At 35.9% G+C, this 16,145-nt stretch carries 16 protein-coding genes and 1 riboswitch; of the genes, 8 read left to right on the plus strand and 8 right to left on the minus strand.

Going from position 1 to position 16,145, the window contains the following annotated elements; translation table 11 throughout:
• On the plus strand, window positions 1-90 hold a 90-nt coding region (locus ACNSTQ_RS05560; RefSeq protein ID WP_418199123.1), incomplete at its 5' end, for an IS3 family transposase.
• A gap of 85 nt (window positions 91-175) precedes the next feature.
• On the opposite strand, the gene ACNSTQ_RS05565 is transcribed toward ACNSTQ_RS05560, so the two are convergent.
• Window positions 176-1,174: a potassium channel family protein gene (locus tag ACNSTQ_RS05565; RefSeq protein WP_418198855.1), complete on the minus strand. Its 999-nt coding sequence runs from the start codon at window positions 1,172-1,174 to the stop codon at window positions 176-178.
• Window positions 1,175-1,427: 253 nt separating this feature from the next.
• Window positions 1,428-1,592: riboswitch (M-box (ykoK) riboswitch) on the plus strand.
• Between the two features lie 274 nt (window positions 1,593-1,866).
• Between ACNSTQ_RS05565 and mgtE (ACNSTQ_RS05570) the strand changes: the two genes are divergently transcribed.
• The 3 genes from mgtE (ACNSTQ_RS05570) to mgtE (ACNSTQ_RS05580) all read left to right on the plus strand — a co-directional run bounded on the left by mgtE (ACNSTQ_RS05570) (window position 1,867) and on the right by mgtE (ACNSTQ_RS05580) (window position 5,580).
• Window positions 1,867-3,228, plus strand: coding sequence for a magnesium transporter (gene mgtE / locus ACNSTQ_RS05570; protein ID WP_418198856.1), 1,362 nt, complete (start codon window positions 1,867-1,869; stop codon window positions 3,226-3,228).
• 107 nt (window positions 3,229-3,335) lie between these two features.
• Window positions 3,336-4,049 carry an MgtC/SapB family protein gene (locus ACNSTQ_RS05575; protein WP_418198857.1) on the plus strand — a complete coding sequence of 238 codons (714 nt, stop codon included), beginning with the start codon at window positions 3,336-3,338 and terminating at the stop codon, window positions 4,047-4,049.
• A gap of 163 nt (window positions 4,050-4,212) precedes the next feature.
• Window positions 4,213-5,580: a magnesium transporter gene (gene mgtE / locus ACNSTQ_RS05580; RefSeq protein ID WP_418198858.1), complete on the plus strand. Its 1,368-nt coding sequence runs from the start codon at window positions 4,213-4,215 to the stop codon at window positions 5,578-5,580.
• A gap of 112 nt (window positions 5,581-5,692) precedes the next feature.
• On the opposite strand, the gene ACNSTQ_RS05585 is transcribed toward mgtE (ACNSTQ_RS05580), so the two are convergent.
• The 4 genes from ACNSTQ_RS05585 to ACNSTQ_RS05600 all read right to left on the minus strand — a co-directional run bounded on the left by ACNSTQ_RS05585 (window position 5,693) and on the right by ACNSTQ_RS05600 (window position 7,950).
• Window positions 5,693-6,394: an MgtC/SapB family protein gene (locus tag ACNSTQ_RS05585; protein WP_418198859.1), complete on the minus strand. Its 702-nt coding sequence runs from the start codon at window positions 6,392-6,394 to the stop codon at window positions 5,693-5,695.
• Window positions 6,395-6,637: 243 nt separating this feature from the next.
• Window positions 6,638-7,072: a universal stress protein gene (locus ACNSTQ_RS05590; RefSeq protein ID WP_418198860.1), complete on the minus strand. Its 435-nt coding sequence runs from the start codon at window positions 7,070-7,072 to the stop codon at window positions 6,638-6,640.
• A gap of 84 nt (window positions 7,073-7,156) precedes the next feature.
• Window positions 7,157-7,513 carry a hypothetical protein gene (locus ACNSTQ_RS05595; protein ID WP_418198861.1) on the minus strand — a complete coding sequence of 119 codons (357 nt, stop codon included), beginning with the start codon at window positions 7,511-7,513 and terminating at the stop codon, window positions 7,157-7,159.
• Window positions 7,514-7,638: 125 nt separating this feature from the next.
• On the minus strand, window positions 7,639-7,950 hold the full coding sequence (locus tag ACNSTQ_RS05600) for a hypothetical protein (RefSeq protein ID WP_418198862.1): 312 nt from the start codon (window positions 7,948-7,950) through the stop codon (window positions 7,639-7,641).
• A 170-nt stretch (window positions 7,951-8,120) separates the two neighbouring features.
• On the opposite strand from ACNSTQ_RS05600, the gene pcp reads away from it, so the two are divergent.
• Both pcp and ACNSTQ_RS05610 read left to right on the plus strand, forming a co-directional pair.
• Window positions 8,121-8,753, plus strand: a complete 633-nt coding sequence (gene pcp / locus ACNSTQ_RS05605; RefSeq protein ID WP_418198863.1) for a pyroglutamyl-peptidase I — start codon at window positions 8,121-8,123, stop codon at window positions 8,751-8,753.
• A gap of 254 nt (window positions 8,754-9,007) precedes the next feature.
• Entirely contained in the window at window positions 9,008-9,304 is a 297-nt protein-coding gene (locus ACNSTQ_RS05610) for an IDEAL domain-containing protein (RefSeq protein WP_418198864.1), read from the plus strand.
• Between the two features lie 92 nt (window positions 9,305-9,396).
• On the opposite strand, the gene ACNSTQ_RS05615 is transcribed toward ACNSTQ_RS05610, so the two are convergent.
• Window positions 9,397-10,563: an FAD/NAD(P)-binding protein gene (locus ACNSTQ_RS05615; RefSeq protein WP_418198865.1), complete on the minus strand. Its 1,167-nt coding sequence runs from the start codon at window positions 10,561-10,563 to the stop codon at window positions 9,397-9,399.
• A 168-nt stretch (window positions 10,564-10,731) separates the two neighbouring features.
• On the opposite strand from ACNSTQ_RS05615, the gene dcd reads away from it, so the two are divergent.
• Complete coding sequence (dcd, locus tag ACNSTQ_RS05620; RefSeq protein WP_418198866.1) at window positions 10,732-11,262, plus strand: dCTP deaminase; 531 nt, start codon at window positions 10,732-10,734, stop codon at window positions 11,260-11,262.
• A 117-nt stretch (window positions 11,263-11,379) separates the two neighbouring features.
• Here the strand turns inward: dcd and ACNSTQ_RS05625 are convergent, their stop codons facing one another.
• Window positions 11,380-12,921, minus strand: a complete 1,542-nt coding sequence (locus ACNSTQ_RS05625) for a class I adenylate-forming enzyme family protein (protein WP_418198867.1) — start codon at window positions 12,919-12,921, stop codon at window positions 11,380-11,382.
• A 186-nt stretch (window positions 12,922-13,107) separates the two neighbouring features.
• On the opposite strand from ACNSTQ_RS05625, the gene ACNSTQ_RS05630 reads away from it, so the two are divergent.
• On the plus strand, window positions 13,108-15,141 hold the full coding sequence (locus ACNSTQ_RS05630) for an ATP-dependent Clp protease ATP-binding subunit (protein ID WP_418198868.1): 2,034 nt from the start codon (window positions 13,108-13,110) through the stop codon (window positions 15,139-15,141).
• Between the two features lie 222 nt (window positions 15,142-15,363).
• On the opposite strand, the gene ACNSTQ_RS05635 is transcribed toward ACNSTQ_RS05630, so the two are convergent.
• Entirely contained in the window at window positions 15,364-15,567 is a 204-nt protein-coding gene (locus tag ACNSTQ_RS05635) for a hypothetical protein (protein WP_418198869.1), read from the minus strand.
• Window positions 15,568-16,145: the final 578 nt, after the last annotated feature.

Here is a 16,145-nt window from a genome sequence, read left to right on the forward strand (position 1 = left end):
ATGACTTACCACAACAATCATAGATATCAATGGGGCTTAAAAAAGATGACTCCTGTTCAATACAGAAATCATCTTCTTGTAGCTGCCTAGTCTTTTTTAAAATGTCCTTGACAAGGGGTACAGTTTAAAGGTGATGTCAGCTTTTTTAATGTTATTAAATATTCTACACATTTATTTATGCACTTTTAGAATGGGCAATTTTCTTGAAATTCTCTAATTCTTGTGTTGTGCCTAATACAATTAATAAATCTCCTGTTTTCAAGCGAAAGTCAGATTTAGGATTGCCAATGAATTCATTTCCTCGTTTTATAGCAACAATTGTAATACCGTACGTTCCTCTGACATTTAACTCAGCGATTGTATGATTTAGTAATGGGGAAGGAGATCCTAATAAAACTTCTTCAACGTTATATTCATTTTCATGATCATGAAAGATCGTTTCCATATATTCGATACTGATTGGCTTCAATAAGGACATAGCGAGCTTTTGGCCGCCGATGCTAGCTGTGTTAATAACTTTGTCTGCGCCGGCGCGATATAACTTCGCCTCAGATTCTTGCTTATTTGTTCGACAAATCACATGCACGTTTGGATTAAGCCCTTTAGCTGTTAATGTAATAAACACATTGTCTGCATCATTGGGGAGCGTAGCTATTAATCCTTTGGCATGATGGATTCCCGCATCAAGTAACGTTTGATCTTCTCTACTATCCCCTTTGATAAATAAATTTCCATGTTCAAGTTCCTGTTCAATTTTATCGTCTATTTCAATTAGAACAAAATCTATCCCAACTTGCTCTAGTTGTTTAGCTACTTGTATGCCGACACGCCCGTAGCCGCAAATGATAATATGGTCAGTTAGTTTCGATAACTTTTTTTCCATTTTCCGCTTACCTACTTTATTAAATATTTTCCCTTCAATAACAAATGCTGCAATGACTGCCAGTATGTAAGTTGCCAAGCCGATTCCAATCGGAATAATAATAAAAGTAATAATTTTGCCACCTGGTGTTTCTGGTGAGATATCTCCATAACCAATCGTTAACAAAGAGACAACGGTTAACCAAAGTGCATCGTAGAAATGGAGTCTTTCTGTTAACATAAATCCAACTGAACCAATCAGTGTTACAACAGTCATAAGAAGCAAAGAGTAAATAACATTTTTTTTCAACATAAATATAAGTGACTCACTTTCGCTATAATAAACAAATTATACTATTATAAAAGCCTTAGATTAAAAATGAATATGAAGATTTTACAAACTATTTGTGTAGAGAAATGGATTGTTCTAAAGGTGGAATAAAAAATAAAACAGAAGTTTATACTGGATTTCTTAAGAGCATTCGTTAGAAAATTCTTTGTAAAATTTTTAGTAGTGTGGTTGACAGGTAGTTAGACTTCATGTAGTATCAACAAGGTAATTGAATAATGTTCCTCGTTAGGTGAGGCTCCTGTACGGAGATACGCTGCTGCCCAAAAATGTCCAAAGACGCCAATGGGTCAACAGGAACCATCGAAATAAGGTGGTTTTTAATGTAGCTGGTCAATGACCTATGCCGTACAGTGCTAAAGCTCTACGATTGAAGGAATGGTAATGAACATTTTTTTGGTATGCTTATATAATAAGTATACGCTAATTTTTGTTGTATTCACACCTTCTCTCGTAGAAGGTGTTTTTTATTTTATATGACTAAATACATAAAAACGGGAGGTGTTGTGGAATGGATAGTAGTCCCGAACCTGATTCGACAAATTGTGGTTTATTAATTAAGACAAAAGGAATAATACAAGAAAAAGGGAGAACTCCACTTCACTCCCGAGTAGTAGTTTGGTGGAATTAGTTCTCCTCACAAGGAGGAAGCGACCGTGGTTAGACTAAACGAACAAACACGAGAAGAATACGTGAATCATATTCTTCAAGTCCTAAAAGAAAATGACAAAGAGCAATTTAGAGAGGCGTTTCTTGAATTACATCCAACCGATCAAATGGATATATTCTCTAACTTAGAAAAAGATCAACGCCAACTCGTATATGCCTACCTTTCAGCGGCTGAATTTGCTGAGGTATTCCAAGAATTAGAAATTGATGATCAAAAAAGAATTGCACTTGAATTAGATGATGACTTCATTGCAGAAATGTTTAATAACATGTATGCCGATGATGTAGCGGATTACCTAGCTGAAATTAAAGATGCTAAGGCTAAAGCGATCTTAAGTGCAATGGATAAAGAAGATGCTGATGACGTAAAAGAACTATTATCGTATCCACCTGAAACTGCTGGTGCGATTATGACAAAAGAATATATTTCAATTAAAGCGACACAAACAGCAGCTGAGGTAGTTGAACTTCTGCGTGAACAAGGCCCTGATGCTGAAACAGTCTATTATTTGTATGTTATTGATGAAAAAGATAAATTAGTTGGGGTAATTTCACTTCGTGACCTGATCATTGCACCAACTAATGAAAAAATTGAAAACATTATGAGTTCACGTGTTGTTTCTGTTGAAGCACATATGGACCAAGAAGAAGTGGCAAAATTAATTAAGAAGTATGATTTCCTTGCCGCTCCTGTCGTTACAAGTACTAGCGAATTAATCGGTATCGTAACGGTAGATGATGTAATGGACGTTTTAGAAGAAGAAGCAACTGAGGACTTAGGTGAAATCTCTGCGGTTAGAGGTGCAACAGATGTTAACGCAACTGCATTTACATCTGCTAGAAAACGTTCACCATGGATTATCTTATTAATGTTTTTTGGTCTTATAACAGCCGGTGTTATCGGTCAGTTTGAAGAAACGTTAGAAGAAATTGTTTTATTAGCAGTATTCATTCCGTTAATTATGGACTCAGCTGGGAACACAGGTACTCAGTCATTAGCGGTTATGGTTCGTGCATTAGCTACAGGTGCTCTTGAAAAGAAAGGTCTCTGGTCAACGATTAAGCGTGAATTTGGAACAGGTTTAATGTTAGGGTTAATTTGTGCCGTTGTTTTAATGATATTAGTTCCATTCATTTATGGAAGTTATATGCTAGCGTTTATCGTAGGTATTTCACTATTCTTTACATTAAGCGTTTCAACAATCATCGGGGCAGTTGTTCCTGTAATTATTAATAAATTAAAACTAGACCCAGCGATTGCATCAGGTCCATTTATTACAACAGTAAACGATATTTTAGGTTTACTTATTTACTTCTCTATCGCAACATCTTTAATACATTATCTATAAAAAAATCCGGTGCCAGGTACTTTAGTGAACTAAAGGTACCTGGCACCGGTGTATGTAGAAGGATATAGAAATAATAATGAAATTTAATAGCTGGGAGGTAGGTGTGGATGGTGCTACCATATGAAGTATTTATCAAGCTGTCGGTTGCTCTTTTGCTCGGACTTCTAATAGGAATTGATCGACAACTCAAGCATAAGCCTCTTGGATTAAAGACAAGCATGGTCATTTGTGTAGCTAGTTGTCTTATTACCATCGTATCGGTTGAATCGTTCCATCGTTATGCAACACCTACTTTTAACACTATGGATCCAATGCGGCTAGCAGCGCAAATTGTTAGTGGTGTCGGTTTTTTAGGTGCCGGTGTCATCTTAAGAAGAAGTAATGATGTCATTTCAGGTTTAACGACAGCTGCTATGATTTGGGCAGCGTCGGGCTTAGGGATTGCAATTGGGGCCGGTTTTTATGCTGAAGCCATTTATGTAGTTATTCTACTCATTGCAGCCGTTAATATCTTGCCGCTGTTTGTTAAGAGGTTGGGGCCAAGCACATTAAGTAAACGTGATGTTGCTGTTAAAATTGTCATGGAACCCAACATGAAAATGACGGAGCTCCTGCAAGCGATTGAACGAAAAGGGGATAGCTTAAAGCAACAAAAAAAATATGAAATTGATATTCGCAATATAAAAATTCGAGATTTAGAAAATGGAAATCAACAAATTGATCTAACGATTTCAGCTCCTGAAAAACAATACACGACTGAAATTTACTATTTATTTAAAAAAATCGATCATGTGTTAACTGTCGATGTGGAACATTTATAAAGAAAACTGGCAGATTGGTGAGCCTTTAGGCGAAGACAGAGGCGTAGTTCTACGTATACTTAATCCCTAAAATTGTTTACGACGTCGAATATACGTCTTTGCCTACAAACTTTAATTTCCTTAATGTGTAAAAAATAAGCCTCTGTGAGGGGAGGTACCAAATATGGTGATGCTTAATTTAAAAAACCGTGAAGAGTACACGTTCTATTTGCACTTATATTTAAAACAAGAAAAGAAAGAAGAATTTCGGAGAGATTTTCTATCGCTTCATCCAACCGATCAAATTGAAATATTTCAAGAATTTAGTGAGATCAAGCGGCACGTAATCTACGACTATTTATCTATAGAAGAATTTTCGAATATTTTTGTTGGTTTACCTGTGAAACAACAAAAAATTGTCATTTCAGAGTTTGATGAACACCGGGTTCCTACTTTGTTGGAGGAATTATCAGCAGACGATGTAACGGATTTCTTAAGCGGAATACCTGATCATATAGCCAATTATTTTCTTGGTCGGATGAATAAAAACGATGCGGATAACATTAAAAGGTTATTGTCTTATCATGATGATACAGCAGGGTCCTTAATGACTACAGAAATTATTACCGCATTAGAAATGGAAACAGCTGAAAATGTTATGCAAAGGTTAAGAACCGAAGCAAAAGATGCGGAAACGATTTATTACATTTACGTTACTGATGAGAAGAGGGTCTTAAAAGGAGTTCTTTCTTTAAGAGAAATGATCTTAGCTGAACCGACACAAGCTGTAGTAGATATCATGAAAAAGCAATTTATTTCTGTTGGACCTACTACTGACCAAGAACAAGTTGCTGAGATTATTAAAGACTATGATTTAATAGCCGTTCCTGTCGTTACTGAAAAAGACGTCATTTTAGGAATTGTAACGGTTGATGATGTAATGGATATAGTGGAAGAAGAAACAACCGAAGATATTGAGGATTTAATGGCGACAAGAGGGTCAGTTGATATTGAAGTAAGTCCTCTAGTCGCTGCGAAACGTCGCTTACCCTGGTTAGTCATTTTAATGATACTCGGTATTGGTACAGCTAGTATTATCGGTCAGTTTGAAAGCACCCTTGCTGAGATGGCCATTTTAGCGATATTTATTCCGCTCATTGCGGATATGGGAGGAAATACGGGAACACAATCATTAGCAGTTGTCGTAAGAAGTATTGCACTTGGTAGTTTGGAACAACATCATGTATTTCGTAAATTGCTTAAAAGAGAAGCAATAACGGGACTGTTGATGGGCTTTACATGTGGGATCATCGCATTTTTTATCGCGTTGCTTTTTGATATTAGCGGTATGTATTTTGGAATAATCGTTGGCGTTTCTTTGTTTTGTACGATTGTTATTTCAACCATTACAGGAACAATTATTCCCTGGATTGTTCATCGTTTCAAAGTTGACCCTGCGGTTGCCTCGGGTCCATTTATTACGACGATCAATGATATTGTGGGATTGCTTATTTACTTCTCAATCGCAAGTTTGATGCTTCAGTATTTATAAAGTGAAAAGAGTGAAGAGGTAGTGCCAATCCACTATCTCTTACTCTTTTTTGTTTGTAGTAGGTCAGGACCCATATCTTTTTCGATGAAATGATCATATTCTATCCGCAGCTTTATTCTAAACTCTCAGCATCTACTTTAATTACACCATTTAACGACTTGATCGCATAATAAACATCCGTTGTATAAAATTTTTTATGGGCCGTTACAATACAAGTTATTATGAGATCGTCGGCTTCTTCTTTTATCTTTACTTGCTTTATTCCAAAACTCTTTGCTTTAATTTCCTTTAGCAATGTTGTTAAATCCGTAGTTTCTTTCATGTACAGCTTTACTTTGATTTCTTTTTCATTTAGCTTTTTCGGACCGAGCTTATTAAAGAAATAAGGAATTACTTTCATGCCTAAAATAATAAAAAATACGCCAGTAAGAGCTTCGAAATAAAACCCTGCACCAATCGTTATCCCTAACGCAGCTGAGGCTAAGACTAATGCAGCTGTAGTTAGTCCTGAAATGGCTTCATTACTTCGCCTCAGAATGACGCCAGCACCTAAAAAACCGATCCCGCTGATAATATAAGATGGAATACGACCTGGGTCCATTGGCCGTGAATACTCCTTAGAATATATAAATGCGGATTCAAATGATACTACGGTGAGTAAACAAGATATTACAGAGACAATTAGACAAGTCTTTAAGCCTAATGGTTTACCTTTTAGCTCTCGTTCTAAACCGATAACTAACCCAGCTATAGCAGCAAAACTTAACTTAATAAGTATCTCATAATTAAATTCAGTGAGTAATATCTTCTTCACCTCCCCTAATATTTTTAAAAATTAACTATTATATAAATCATATAAAATACGAGGAAATTTATGACCTTTTTTAAAAAGCTTATTTCATTACCCTAAATTGGATCTAAAAAAAGAATGAGCGAATTCATAACATCGCTCATTCTCAATTATATTATGCTCTTCACGCTGTGCGTGAAGGCTACTTTATTTTCAAAAAACGGTCCAAAAGCAACTAAGTTTATGGAATCATCATTATATTTCCAATTAAATTTTCGCAGGGACAAGTACTAATGGGCATGGAGTTAAATGAGAAACACTATAACTCACACTTCCTAATGCTTGCCCAACAACGGGTCCCATACCACGTGTTCCCATTATAATGGCTTCTGCCTGTTGTTCTTTTGCTTCACTCGTAATTTCGATGGAAGGCAACCCAACTCGAATTTTGGTTTGGTAAGAGACATCTTCGTCTTTAAGAATAGGTTCCACTTTCTGAAAAATCTGGTTCGCTTCACCTTCTTGAATTTGAATGATCTCTTGTTCTGAAAGCAAATGAGCCGTGGCATCGTTATATTTGGGTTGGACATTTAATAATAGTAGATTAGAATTAAATGCTTTTGCTGTTTTTACAGCGTAATGAACAGCTTCAAGTGCATATGTAGAGCCGTCTACAGGTACGATAATTATGTTTTTGTCCACTTTAGAAACCCCTTTTTCAACGTTAAGATAATTCAAGTTTATCATAATGAGAGTATTTACAGATACGATCATTTTAAAAATATTTTACTTAACTCCGTTTGCAAAACAGTTTGTAATGTATTCTGTTACCTGATTTTTTAAGTTAACATTTAAGTAGTGATTTTGTCCTTCATATCCCCTACAGAAATAGTTGTAATGTGAAAAGGTTCCATCGTTTTTTCCCGTATCAACGCGTAATTCATTTTGTTTCATATAACGTTTAATCACTCCTAATTCTTTGCTGAGCTGATCAAGTACAGTCGTTGTCAGTGTTATGTAAGAAGGTTGCAATTTTAATGGTAATGCTTTTAGTCGCTCTAAATCTTTTTCTAACGCTTTTCGTGCAATTGTTAATAGCACATAATGATGTAACGCTTTTTGTTCATCTTTTGTAATCATCATAAGCTATCAAACTCCATTCTAAGAACATTTGTTTGTAATTATAGTATATGCAAACAAATGTTCTTTTACAACTATAAATTTATGGATACAAAAACCGAGGAAACAAAATTTTGTCCTCGGTTTGCTTAATGTAAATTAGTTTTTAAATCTTGCAGACGTTGCTCTGCTCTTTGAACATCCATTTGTAATTGAGTGATCATTTTTAAATTAGCATCGATACTCGCTTGTTTCCGTAAGTATCCGAATACATTAGGTTTATGGTGCTTTAATAGTGACATCACTTCAATTGTTGGTAATGAATATTTGGGATCTTTTGTACGTAAAAAATAACGGATAAATTTTAGAAAGTCTGGGACAGATGCTCGAGTGTCAGGAGCTTGACTGATGAGGTTTTCAAATAAGTTAATGCTATCTAATAAACTTTTTGGCGGATTCATAATGATCACTCCTTATAGCCTTTTCCATTATAGGCAGAAGGGGAGAACAATGAAAGAAAAACAATTTGGTAATAAAACTAATTTATGTTTACATGCTTTTGAAAATTGCCACTTGGACGTTGGACCTTTAAAATAAAAGTATGCAGCAATGAAGGAGGCAATATCTAATTATGAAAGTTCTATTATCAGGCTTTGAGCCATTTGGAGATTTTAAAGTAAATCCTACGTTAGAAATGGTTAAAGAAGTTCAAGAGTTAGGTGTAGAAGGAGTAGAAATAGAAATAATCGGTTTGCCAGTCGTATATGGACAATGTGTAGATCAACTATTAGCTAAAATTGAAGAAGTTAACCCTGATATTGTTCTGTCTTGTGGTCTAGCTTTTGGACGAGCAGCGATTACTCCTGAACGAATAGGAATTAATATTCAAGATACTGCAGGTGAGGGTGATAAAGGAGATAATCAAGGAGAAAAGCCAGTCGATCGCCCGATCATTAAAGGTGGTCCCGATGGATTATTTACGACGCTCCCGATCCGATTGATGGTAGAACGCTTAATCCAAGAAGGGATCCCAGCACAAATTTCAAATACAGCTGGTACATATATTTGTAATAATACATTATATGGAATTTTACATCATATCAATAAGAAACAACACCATACAAAAGCTGGATTTGTTCATTTTCCTGCCACTCCAGACATGGTTACATCTCGTCCGAATATCCCAAGTATGTCTATGAGTGAACAGGTAAGAGGTTTAGCACTTATGATTGAAGCAATAAGAGATCATTCACAAACAAACTAACTGAATATGATCGTTTTCTTCGCACCCCAATAAGTTACAATGCACTGTCGCATTAGATATATGGGGTGCTTTTACTTTTCCGTAAAATAGGCTTAATTTAATCATCAGAGAGGTTTAGAGGTGAATAAACTGGGGAAAACAAAATGTAATATCAATAAAAATAGAAATTAGATAAAATTGGTCAAATTTGGACAATAAAAATGTTTGAATTATTTGAAAATTTAATGTAAAATAACAAAAAGGAGGTAACTTCTATGAACAAATTTGCCATTGATAAAAAGCTTATGAAACAATTAGCCGCGATTCGTAATAAGAAGAAGCCTTCAGAAGAAATTCTGAATTCCCTGTATGCCCAAGCGATGCTTGAATATTCCATATACGAGTATCAGAAAAATGCAATTTTTAACCAAATTGATGAGGCGTTAGAGGAAAAAGATGAAAAAAGATTTTTCGTATTATCAACACATTACAATGAGTTGTTGGATCGTTATCGTCCAGGGAAAACGTTGTTTGAAAAAGGATATGAATTAAATATACAATTTGTTGATTAATTATAGCAGAGTGTCTTGTGCACTCTGCTTTTTTTGTTTTTTAATTATTTACTTACGGTTTGTAGGTACAGAAAGTCAAAATGGATATGAAGCTAAATGGACTGTAGTATTTTTTCAATTCCCCGGCGTGCACCGGATATATTTCTGGCGACAGGTCCAATCTCAAGTTCAGAAAGAGCGCCAATGGCATATAACCCTTCATCCCATTGCAATGAATTAGACAATATAGGATAGCCGCACGCAGCACATCGCAGCTTGCGTTCTTCAATCGTTGTAGTTAACCATTCAATACCAGGCGGTGATTGATGAAAACCAGTGGCAAGAAGGATGTGTTCACTTTTAACTGTATCACCAGACAGTAACTTTACTTCATTCATGGAGTCGATTATTTGCAGCCCTTCAACTTCATCACGTAAAAAAGAGAGAGCACCGCTTTTGATTTGCTTACTAACTTTCGCTTTAAGGTCAAGGGGTAATGAACCTCGATGCCTAGCTTGACGTATCATATCTCGTCGCTTGTCATAACTAGAAACGGCTTGGAAGCTTCTCATTAATTTGGGACCGAGCCATCCTGGGTCCGAGTCAAACTGGTGGACTCGAAGGGAATGTCTTGAAATCTGAGTCACGTTTCCTGGAAGATGACGGCTCCATTTGATGGAAGCATGGGCAGCTGTAATCCCACCACCGACAATCATTAAGGATTTAATAGTTGCCGGTACTTGCTGTTCGCGATCAAATACATGTGAAATAGACGCACCGTTTTCCTGAGCTGTAACCGCCCACTCAGGCCAGTATGGATGTTCACTCAATCCAATGGCTAATATAACATTTTTGCTTTCAAGCTGTTGGCCATCCTTAAGGACAACTTGCCAATTTTTATTACCTTTCTTTAACTGAACGACTCTGCCTTGAATCCAACTATTATAAAGTCTAGTTTCTTCAAATAGTTGCTCACAGTGATTGTTAAAAAGCTGTAAACCAGGTCGATCATACGGCCTATAAAAAGCAGCATAAGGCTTTCCGCTTGCCGTTTTCGAAAACTTTTCAAGGTCAAAATGAGCAGGTGCCAAATGATGAATCGACGGAGAACGTAAATAAGGCATTTCAATAGTAGATGTACAATGAAGCCACATGGATAATGGCTTTTCATTTGGGTCGATTATGGCTAAGTTTTCAATTGCAACTTTTTTCTGTTTGAGGAGATAAACAGCTGCCGTACATCCTTGAATACCTCCACCAATAATTAGCCAGTCAATCATGATGTAACCTCCAAAACTATAATCGTAATCATTACTATTTAATATACAAAAATACAGGTTATTATGCAATGTATTCTTTTATGACAGCGAAGAATATGGTAAGCTACAAATCGTAACAATTACGTTTTGTTTACGATAAATAACTTTAATAATAGTGAGGAGAAAGCGATGATCTTATCAGATAAAACAATAAATGAAATGTTAAACAAGGGAGAACTTTCAATAGAGCCCCTAGTTGATGGACAAATACAACCCGCTTCTGTAGACATTCGTTTGGGAACACACTTTTTGAAAATTGATGAAAATGCAATCGAATCGATATCATTTGATAAAGAAGCGAAGTATATTGAATTTGAAAGTGATGAAGTCGTCATCCCCCCAAACTCATTCTTATTAGCAACAACGAAAGAATATATAAAGCTCCCAAACCATGTAACCGCATTTGTAGAAGGAAGAAGTTCAATTGGAAGAATGGGGCTATTTATTCAAAATGCCGGCTGGGTCGACCCTGGTTTTGAAGGTGAAATTACATTAGAGCTCTATAACGCAAATCGACTTCCTATAAAATTGAAGTCAGGGCGTCGAATTTGTCAGCTTGTTTTTGCATTAATGGATCAAGAAGCCAAAACTCCTTATCAAGGAAAATACCAAGGACAACGTCAGGCTGTAGGAAGTCGAATTTATAAAGATATCGATTAGCATCATTCAAAACAGCGGGCCTAAAGACAGGCCCAGCTGTTTTTGGATTCAAGTCGCAGGACAGAGTTCAATCGATGTCGCATAATAGTTAATATTCACTACTTACTTTATGTTAACTTAGACTCTCTTTCCTTGACCTTGCCAGTAAGGTCCACGAAGTTCTGTTTTTAGTATTTTACCAGACGGATTTCGAGGCAAAGCTGAGACGAAGTCTACTGATTTAGGCTTCTTGTAACTAGCTAACCTGCCTTCACAGTAGGAGATAATCTCTTCTTCTGTTAAGGGGACACCTTCTTTAGGGACGACAATCGCCTTCACCGACTCACCCCAAACCGGATCAGGTATACCGATGACAGCAACTTCCAAAATGCTTGCATGTGTATATAAAAACTCCTCAATTTCACGGGGATAAATGTTAACACCACCACTAATCAGCATATCCTTTTTACGATCCACAATATAATAATAGCCGTCTTCGTCTTGGCGTGCCATATCTCCAACTGTAAAAAAATCACCATAAAAAGACTCTCGATTAGCTTCTTCATTTTGGTAGTATCCATCTAATAGATAAGGAGCTTTAATATATAATTCGCCAACCTCGCCAATAGCAACTTGATTTTTTTGTTCGTCTAATAGTAAGCATTCTACTAGTGGAAACGGCTGCCCGACACAGGCATCTCTTTCTTTGATGTCTTTTGGCTTAATATTTAACGTTATTGCGCTTTCAGTAGACCCATAGAATTCGTGAAGGTCAGTACCATTAAAATACTTCAGTATTTCATTTTTTGTTTGTGTTGGTAATGGGGCTCCAGCTGAAATTAATACGCGCATGGTCGTGTGGTTATATTTTTCTTTCGTTTTAGAAGGAAGGTTAAGTATAAAATTAAACATCGTCGGTGCCATAAAAGTATTGGTTGCTTTATACTTTTCCGTTAATTGTAAAAATTGTTCCGGATCGAAGGTTTCTTGTATTACAACCGTACCACCAACAATAAGTTGCATCAGTAAGAAAATCCATGGGGCTGCATGATAGATCGGTCCAGCAACAATATGAATGTCAGACTCATCAATTTTGTACTCATAAGCAGCAACGATGCCAGTAAGGACACGTGAACGGTGTGAGATGACAACGGCTTTTGGTTTTCCTGTTGTTCCAGAAGTATAGCCGTAATAAAACGGATCGGTTTCGTCAATAGGTACATTAGGTTCTTCCGTTGAACCAGATTGAAGAAATGCTTCATATTCATGAAATGGATAGTCGGATTGACCATCTACGACAAGAAGTGTATCTAGGACCGGAGTCAAAGGAAGAATGTTACGAATGATAGATTCATAGTCACCAGTCGTTATGACACCACGGGATTCAGAATGGTTAAGAATATATTCAATATCCTTACTCAGTAAGCGGTAGTTAATGGGAACGAGGATGACACCAATTTTAGCGAGGGCACCAATGATTTCAACATAAGTAGAATGATTTTTCATAAATACAGCAACTTTGTCACCTTTTTGAAACCCTCTTTTAGTAAAGGCATTTGCCAATTGATTTGTTCTAGTATTGAGTTCTTCGTATGTATGTGTTTGATTGTGAAAGATGACAGCAGGTTTATCACGATATTTAGAGGCATTTTGTTTGAAAAAAGAGCCGACGGTAAGCATAAACTCACATCCTTTTATAAACGAGTATACAAACATTGTAACAAAATTCTGAAAATAAAAAAATGAAATAAAAGGTCAGAATTAGTCAAAAATAAGTTGCCATTTATAGTCATTTGGTATATATTAAAAATAATTAAAGGTCAAAGTTAGTCAAAGTCAAATTAGACCAAAAAAGGAGTGAAAAAAATGAAGTGTACAAAGTGTCAAAGCCGTGAAGCGAATGTCTTTTTACAAGTAGAGGTCAATGGTCAAAGAAGAGAATTAACGGTATGTTCTCACTGCTACGAGGAAATTCGTAAGGAAGCTAAAAGAGGTGCAATGTTTTCAACGTCTACCTTTGATTACGAGGCAAAAAATAGCGGTGAGGACTGCTCTTCAGGGTCATGCAATATCGAACCTGAAAAAACGAGTGTATTAAAACAATTTGGAAGAAACGTAACCGAGGTTGCGAAAACGGGGATGATCGACCCGGTAATTGGACGCGATGATGAAATTGAACAAGTCACAGAAATCTTAAATCGTCGTAATAAAAATAACCCAGTGCTTATCGGAGAGCCAGGAGTCGGAAAAACAGCAATTGCTGAAGGTCTTGCCCTAAGAATTATTGAAGGAAATGTTCCATCTAAATTACGAAATAAAGAAATCATTTCACTTGATGTCGCTTCACTTATTTCAGGAACTTCATATCGAGGACAGTTTGAAGAACGAATGAAGCAGCTCTTAGCTGAGTTAGAAGCCAACCAGAATACTGTACTTTTTATTGATGAAATTCATCAGCTCGTTGGTGCAGGAAAAACAGAAGGTTCAATGGATGCAGGAAATATATTGAAACCTGCGTTAGCCCGTGGGCAAATCCAAGTCATAGGGGCAACAACTCTTAAAGAGTACCGCGATATTGAAAAGGATGGCGCACTTGAAAGACGTTTTCAACCGATTAAGGTCAATGAATCGTCTGTAGATGATGCGATTACGATATTGAAAGGACTAGCGCCAAAATATGAAGCTTACCACGGTGTAAAATATCCTGAAGAAGTTATTAAGACTTGCGTTGAACTTTCACATCGTTTCATACAAGATCGACAGCTCCCAGATAAGGCCATCGATTTACTGGATGAAGCAGGTTCAAAATGCAATTTAAAAGATGCGAGCAATAAACAAGCAAATATTGAAGCAAGGTTAGAAGCTATTCAAAAGGAAAAAATAAAAGCTGCTGAAAAAGAAGACTATGAAACAGCCGCGAAATTACGTCAAGAAGAACTACAATTAGAAGAAAAGCTGAAACACGCAGAAAATAATGACCCAGCGGTAACGGTTGAGGACATTCAACTTTTAATTGAAAAGAAAACGGGCATCCCTGTTCGAAAATTACAACAAAGTGAGCAAGAAAAGCTAAGAAACTTACAAGTTCAACTCGCAAATAAAGTCATTGGTCAAGCTGCGGCTGTCGAAGCGGTAGCGAAAGCGATCCGAAGAAACCGTGCAGGCTTTAGTCGTTCGAATCGTCCGATTGCCTCTTTCATGTTTGTAGGTCAAACAGGGGTAGGAAAAACAGAACTAACAAAAGTATTGGCTGAAGAACTATTTGGAAATAGAGACGCTCTTATTCGATTAGATATGAGCGAGTATATGGAAAAACACACCGTTTCTAAATTGATTGGCTCACCACCTGGCTATGTAGGGCATGAAGAAGCGGGACAGTTAACGGAACAAATTCGCAGAAATCCTTATAGTATCGTTCTCTTAGACGAAATAGAAAAAGCACATCCTGAAGTTCAACACCTCTTCTTGCAAATTCTTGAAGACGGAAGACTTACAGATAGTCACGGACGCACTATTAGCTTTAAAGATACAGTGATTATTATGACAAGTAATGCCAAGATACTCGATCAGTACTTCAAACCGGAGTTTCTAAATCGAATTGACTCAACAGTCCATTTTAATCAGCTAGAAAAAGAACATCTGATGCAAATTGTTGATTTAATGCTCGAAGATGTGTTTAGAAAAGCAGAAGAACAATCACTGAATATTGAAATCAAAAACGAGGCAAAAGAAATGCTTGTAGAAAAAGGATACGATCCAAACTTTGGTGCGCGTCCTTTGAGAAGAGCGATTCAAGAAAAAATTGAAGATCCAATTGTCGATTTAATTATCGATGAAGAAGATGTAAAGGCTGTGAAAGTAGACGTAATTGAAGAACAAATTGTTGTGTTCAAAAAATAATTTACAAGGTTCGACTAGTAAAAAATATTGTTATATATAATTGTTGATATAATGCCGATGATTAACTTAACTTAACTTAACTTAACTTAACTTAACTTAACTTAACTTAGCTATAAAATTAGAAGCATCCTGTCCTTTTGGAAAGGGAGGATGCTTCTTTATTCTTTCAGTATATCATTTGAGAGATAGATCTTAAGGTTGTTCATTAAATATTCTCACGTATTACGTTAGATGAACGTAAGCATTTTGAAGGATTTTTTCTTTCATGACATAAGTTTGAAATACCATCTCAAGTGCAGTATCTTCACAACCAACTTTTTCTTTAACATCTTCATACGTGCCATGTAAAAAACGATCAACTTCCAACAACTTCTTCATTTTTAATGCATTATAGCCCACAGTCATCACCTTTCCTTTATTATTCATAAATAAATTAATTCCTTTTCCTTTTTCTAACTATTATTAGCATATCATGTCGAAATAGTCTATATATGTGATCATTTTTTTGAAGCAATTTCCAAGTAAAGACCACAAGAGGACATTAATAAGTATATGTACTATATATGTATTAGCTATTAAAGGAAATGGTGAAAGGGGTTACAGTTTAAATTTATGTAAATTCGACACAAATTATGAAAAAAGGAAAAATAAAAATATAAAGTTAATACATAAATTATGTTAATAAAACACTTTTTTTTGTACAGGAGCACTTTGGATGAAACAGAAAGATAATGGTTAGATAGAGAGCAGATTTTTTCATTGATCATGTAAGAAATAATTTCAATATATCATTAGTGTTTATAGGTATAAAGTCTCAATGGATATAAATCGTTTAAAAATTTTAACTTTTCATACAAAACTATTGAAAATAACTAAAACATAACCGATAGTAGAATAAATGAAGCGAAATTAAAGGAATAAGGAGGTAAGTTAAGTTTTTTCATGGATATATAGGAGGTTGCTTAAACTAAGTGTTAATCATCTGTAACTCTCTATTAGGTATA

Source organism: Alkalihalobacterium sp. APHAB7 (assembly GCF_048323755.1).
In the GTDB taxonomy this organism is placed as follows: Bacteria; Bacillota; Bacilli; order Bacillales; family Bacillaceae_F; genus Alkalihalobacterium.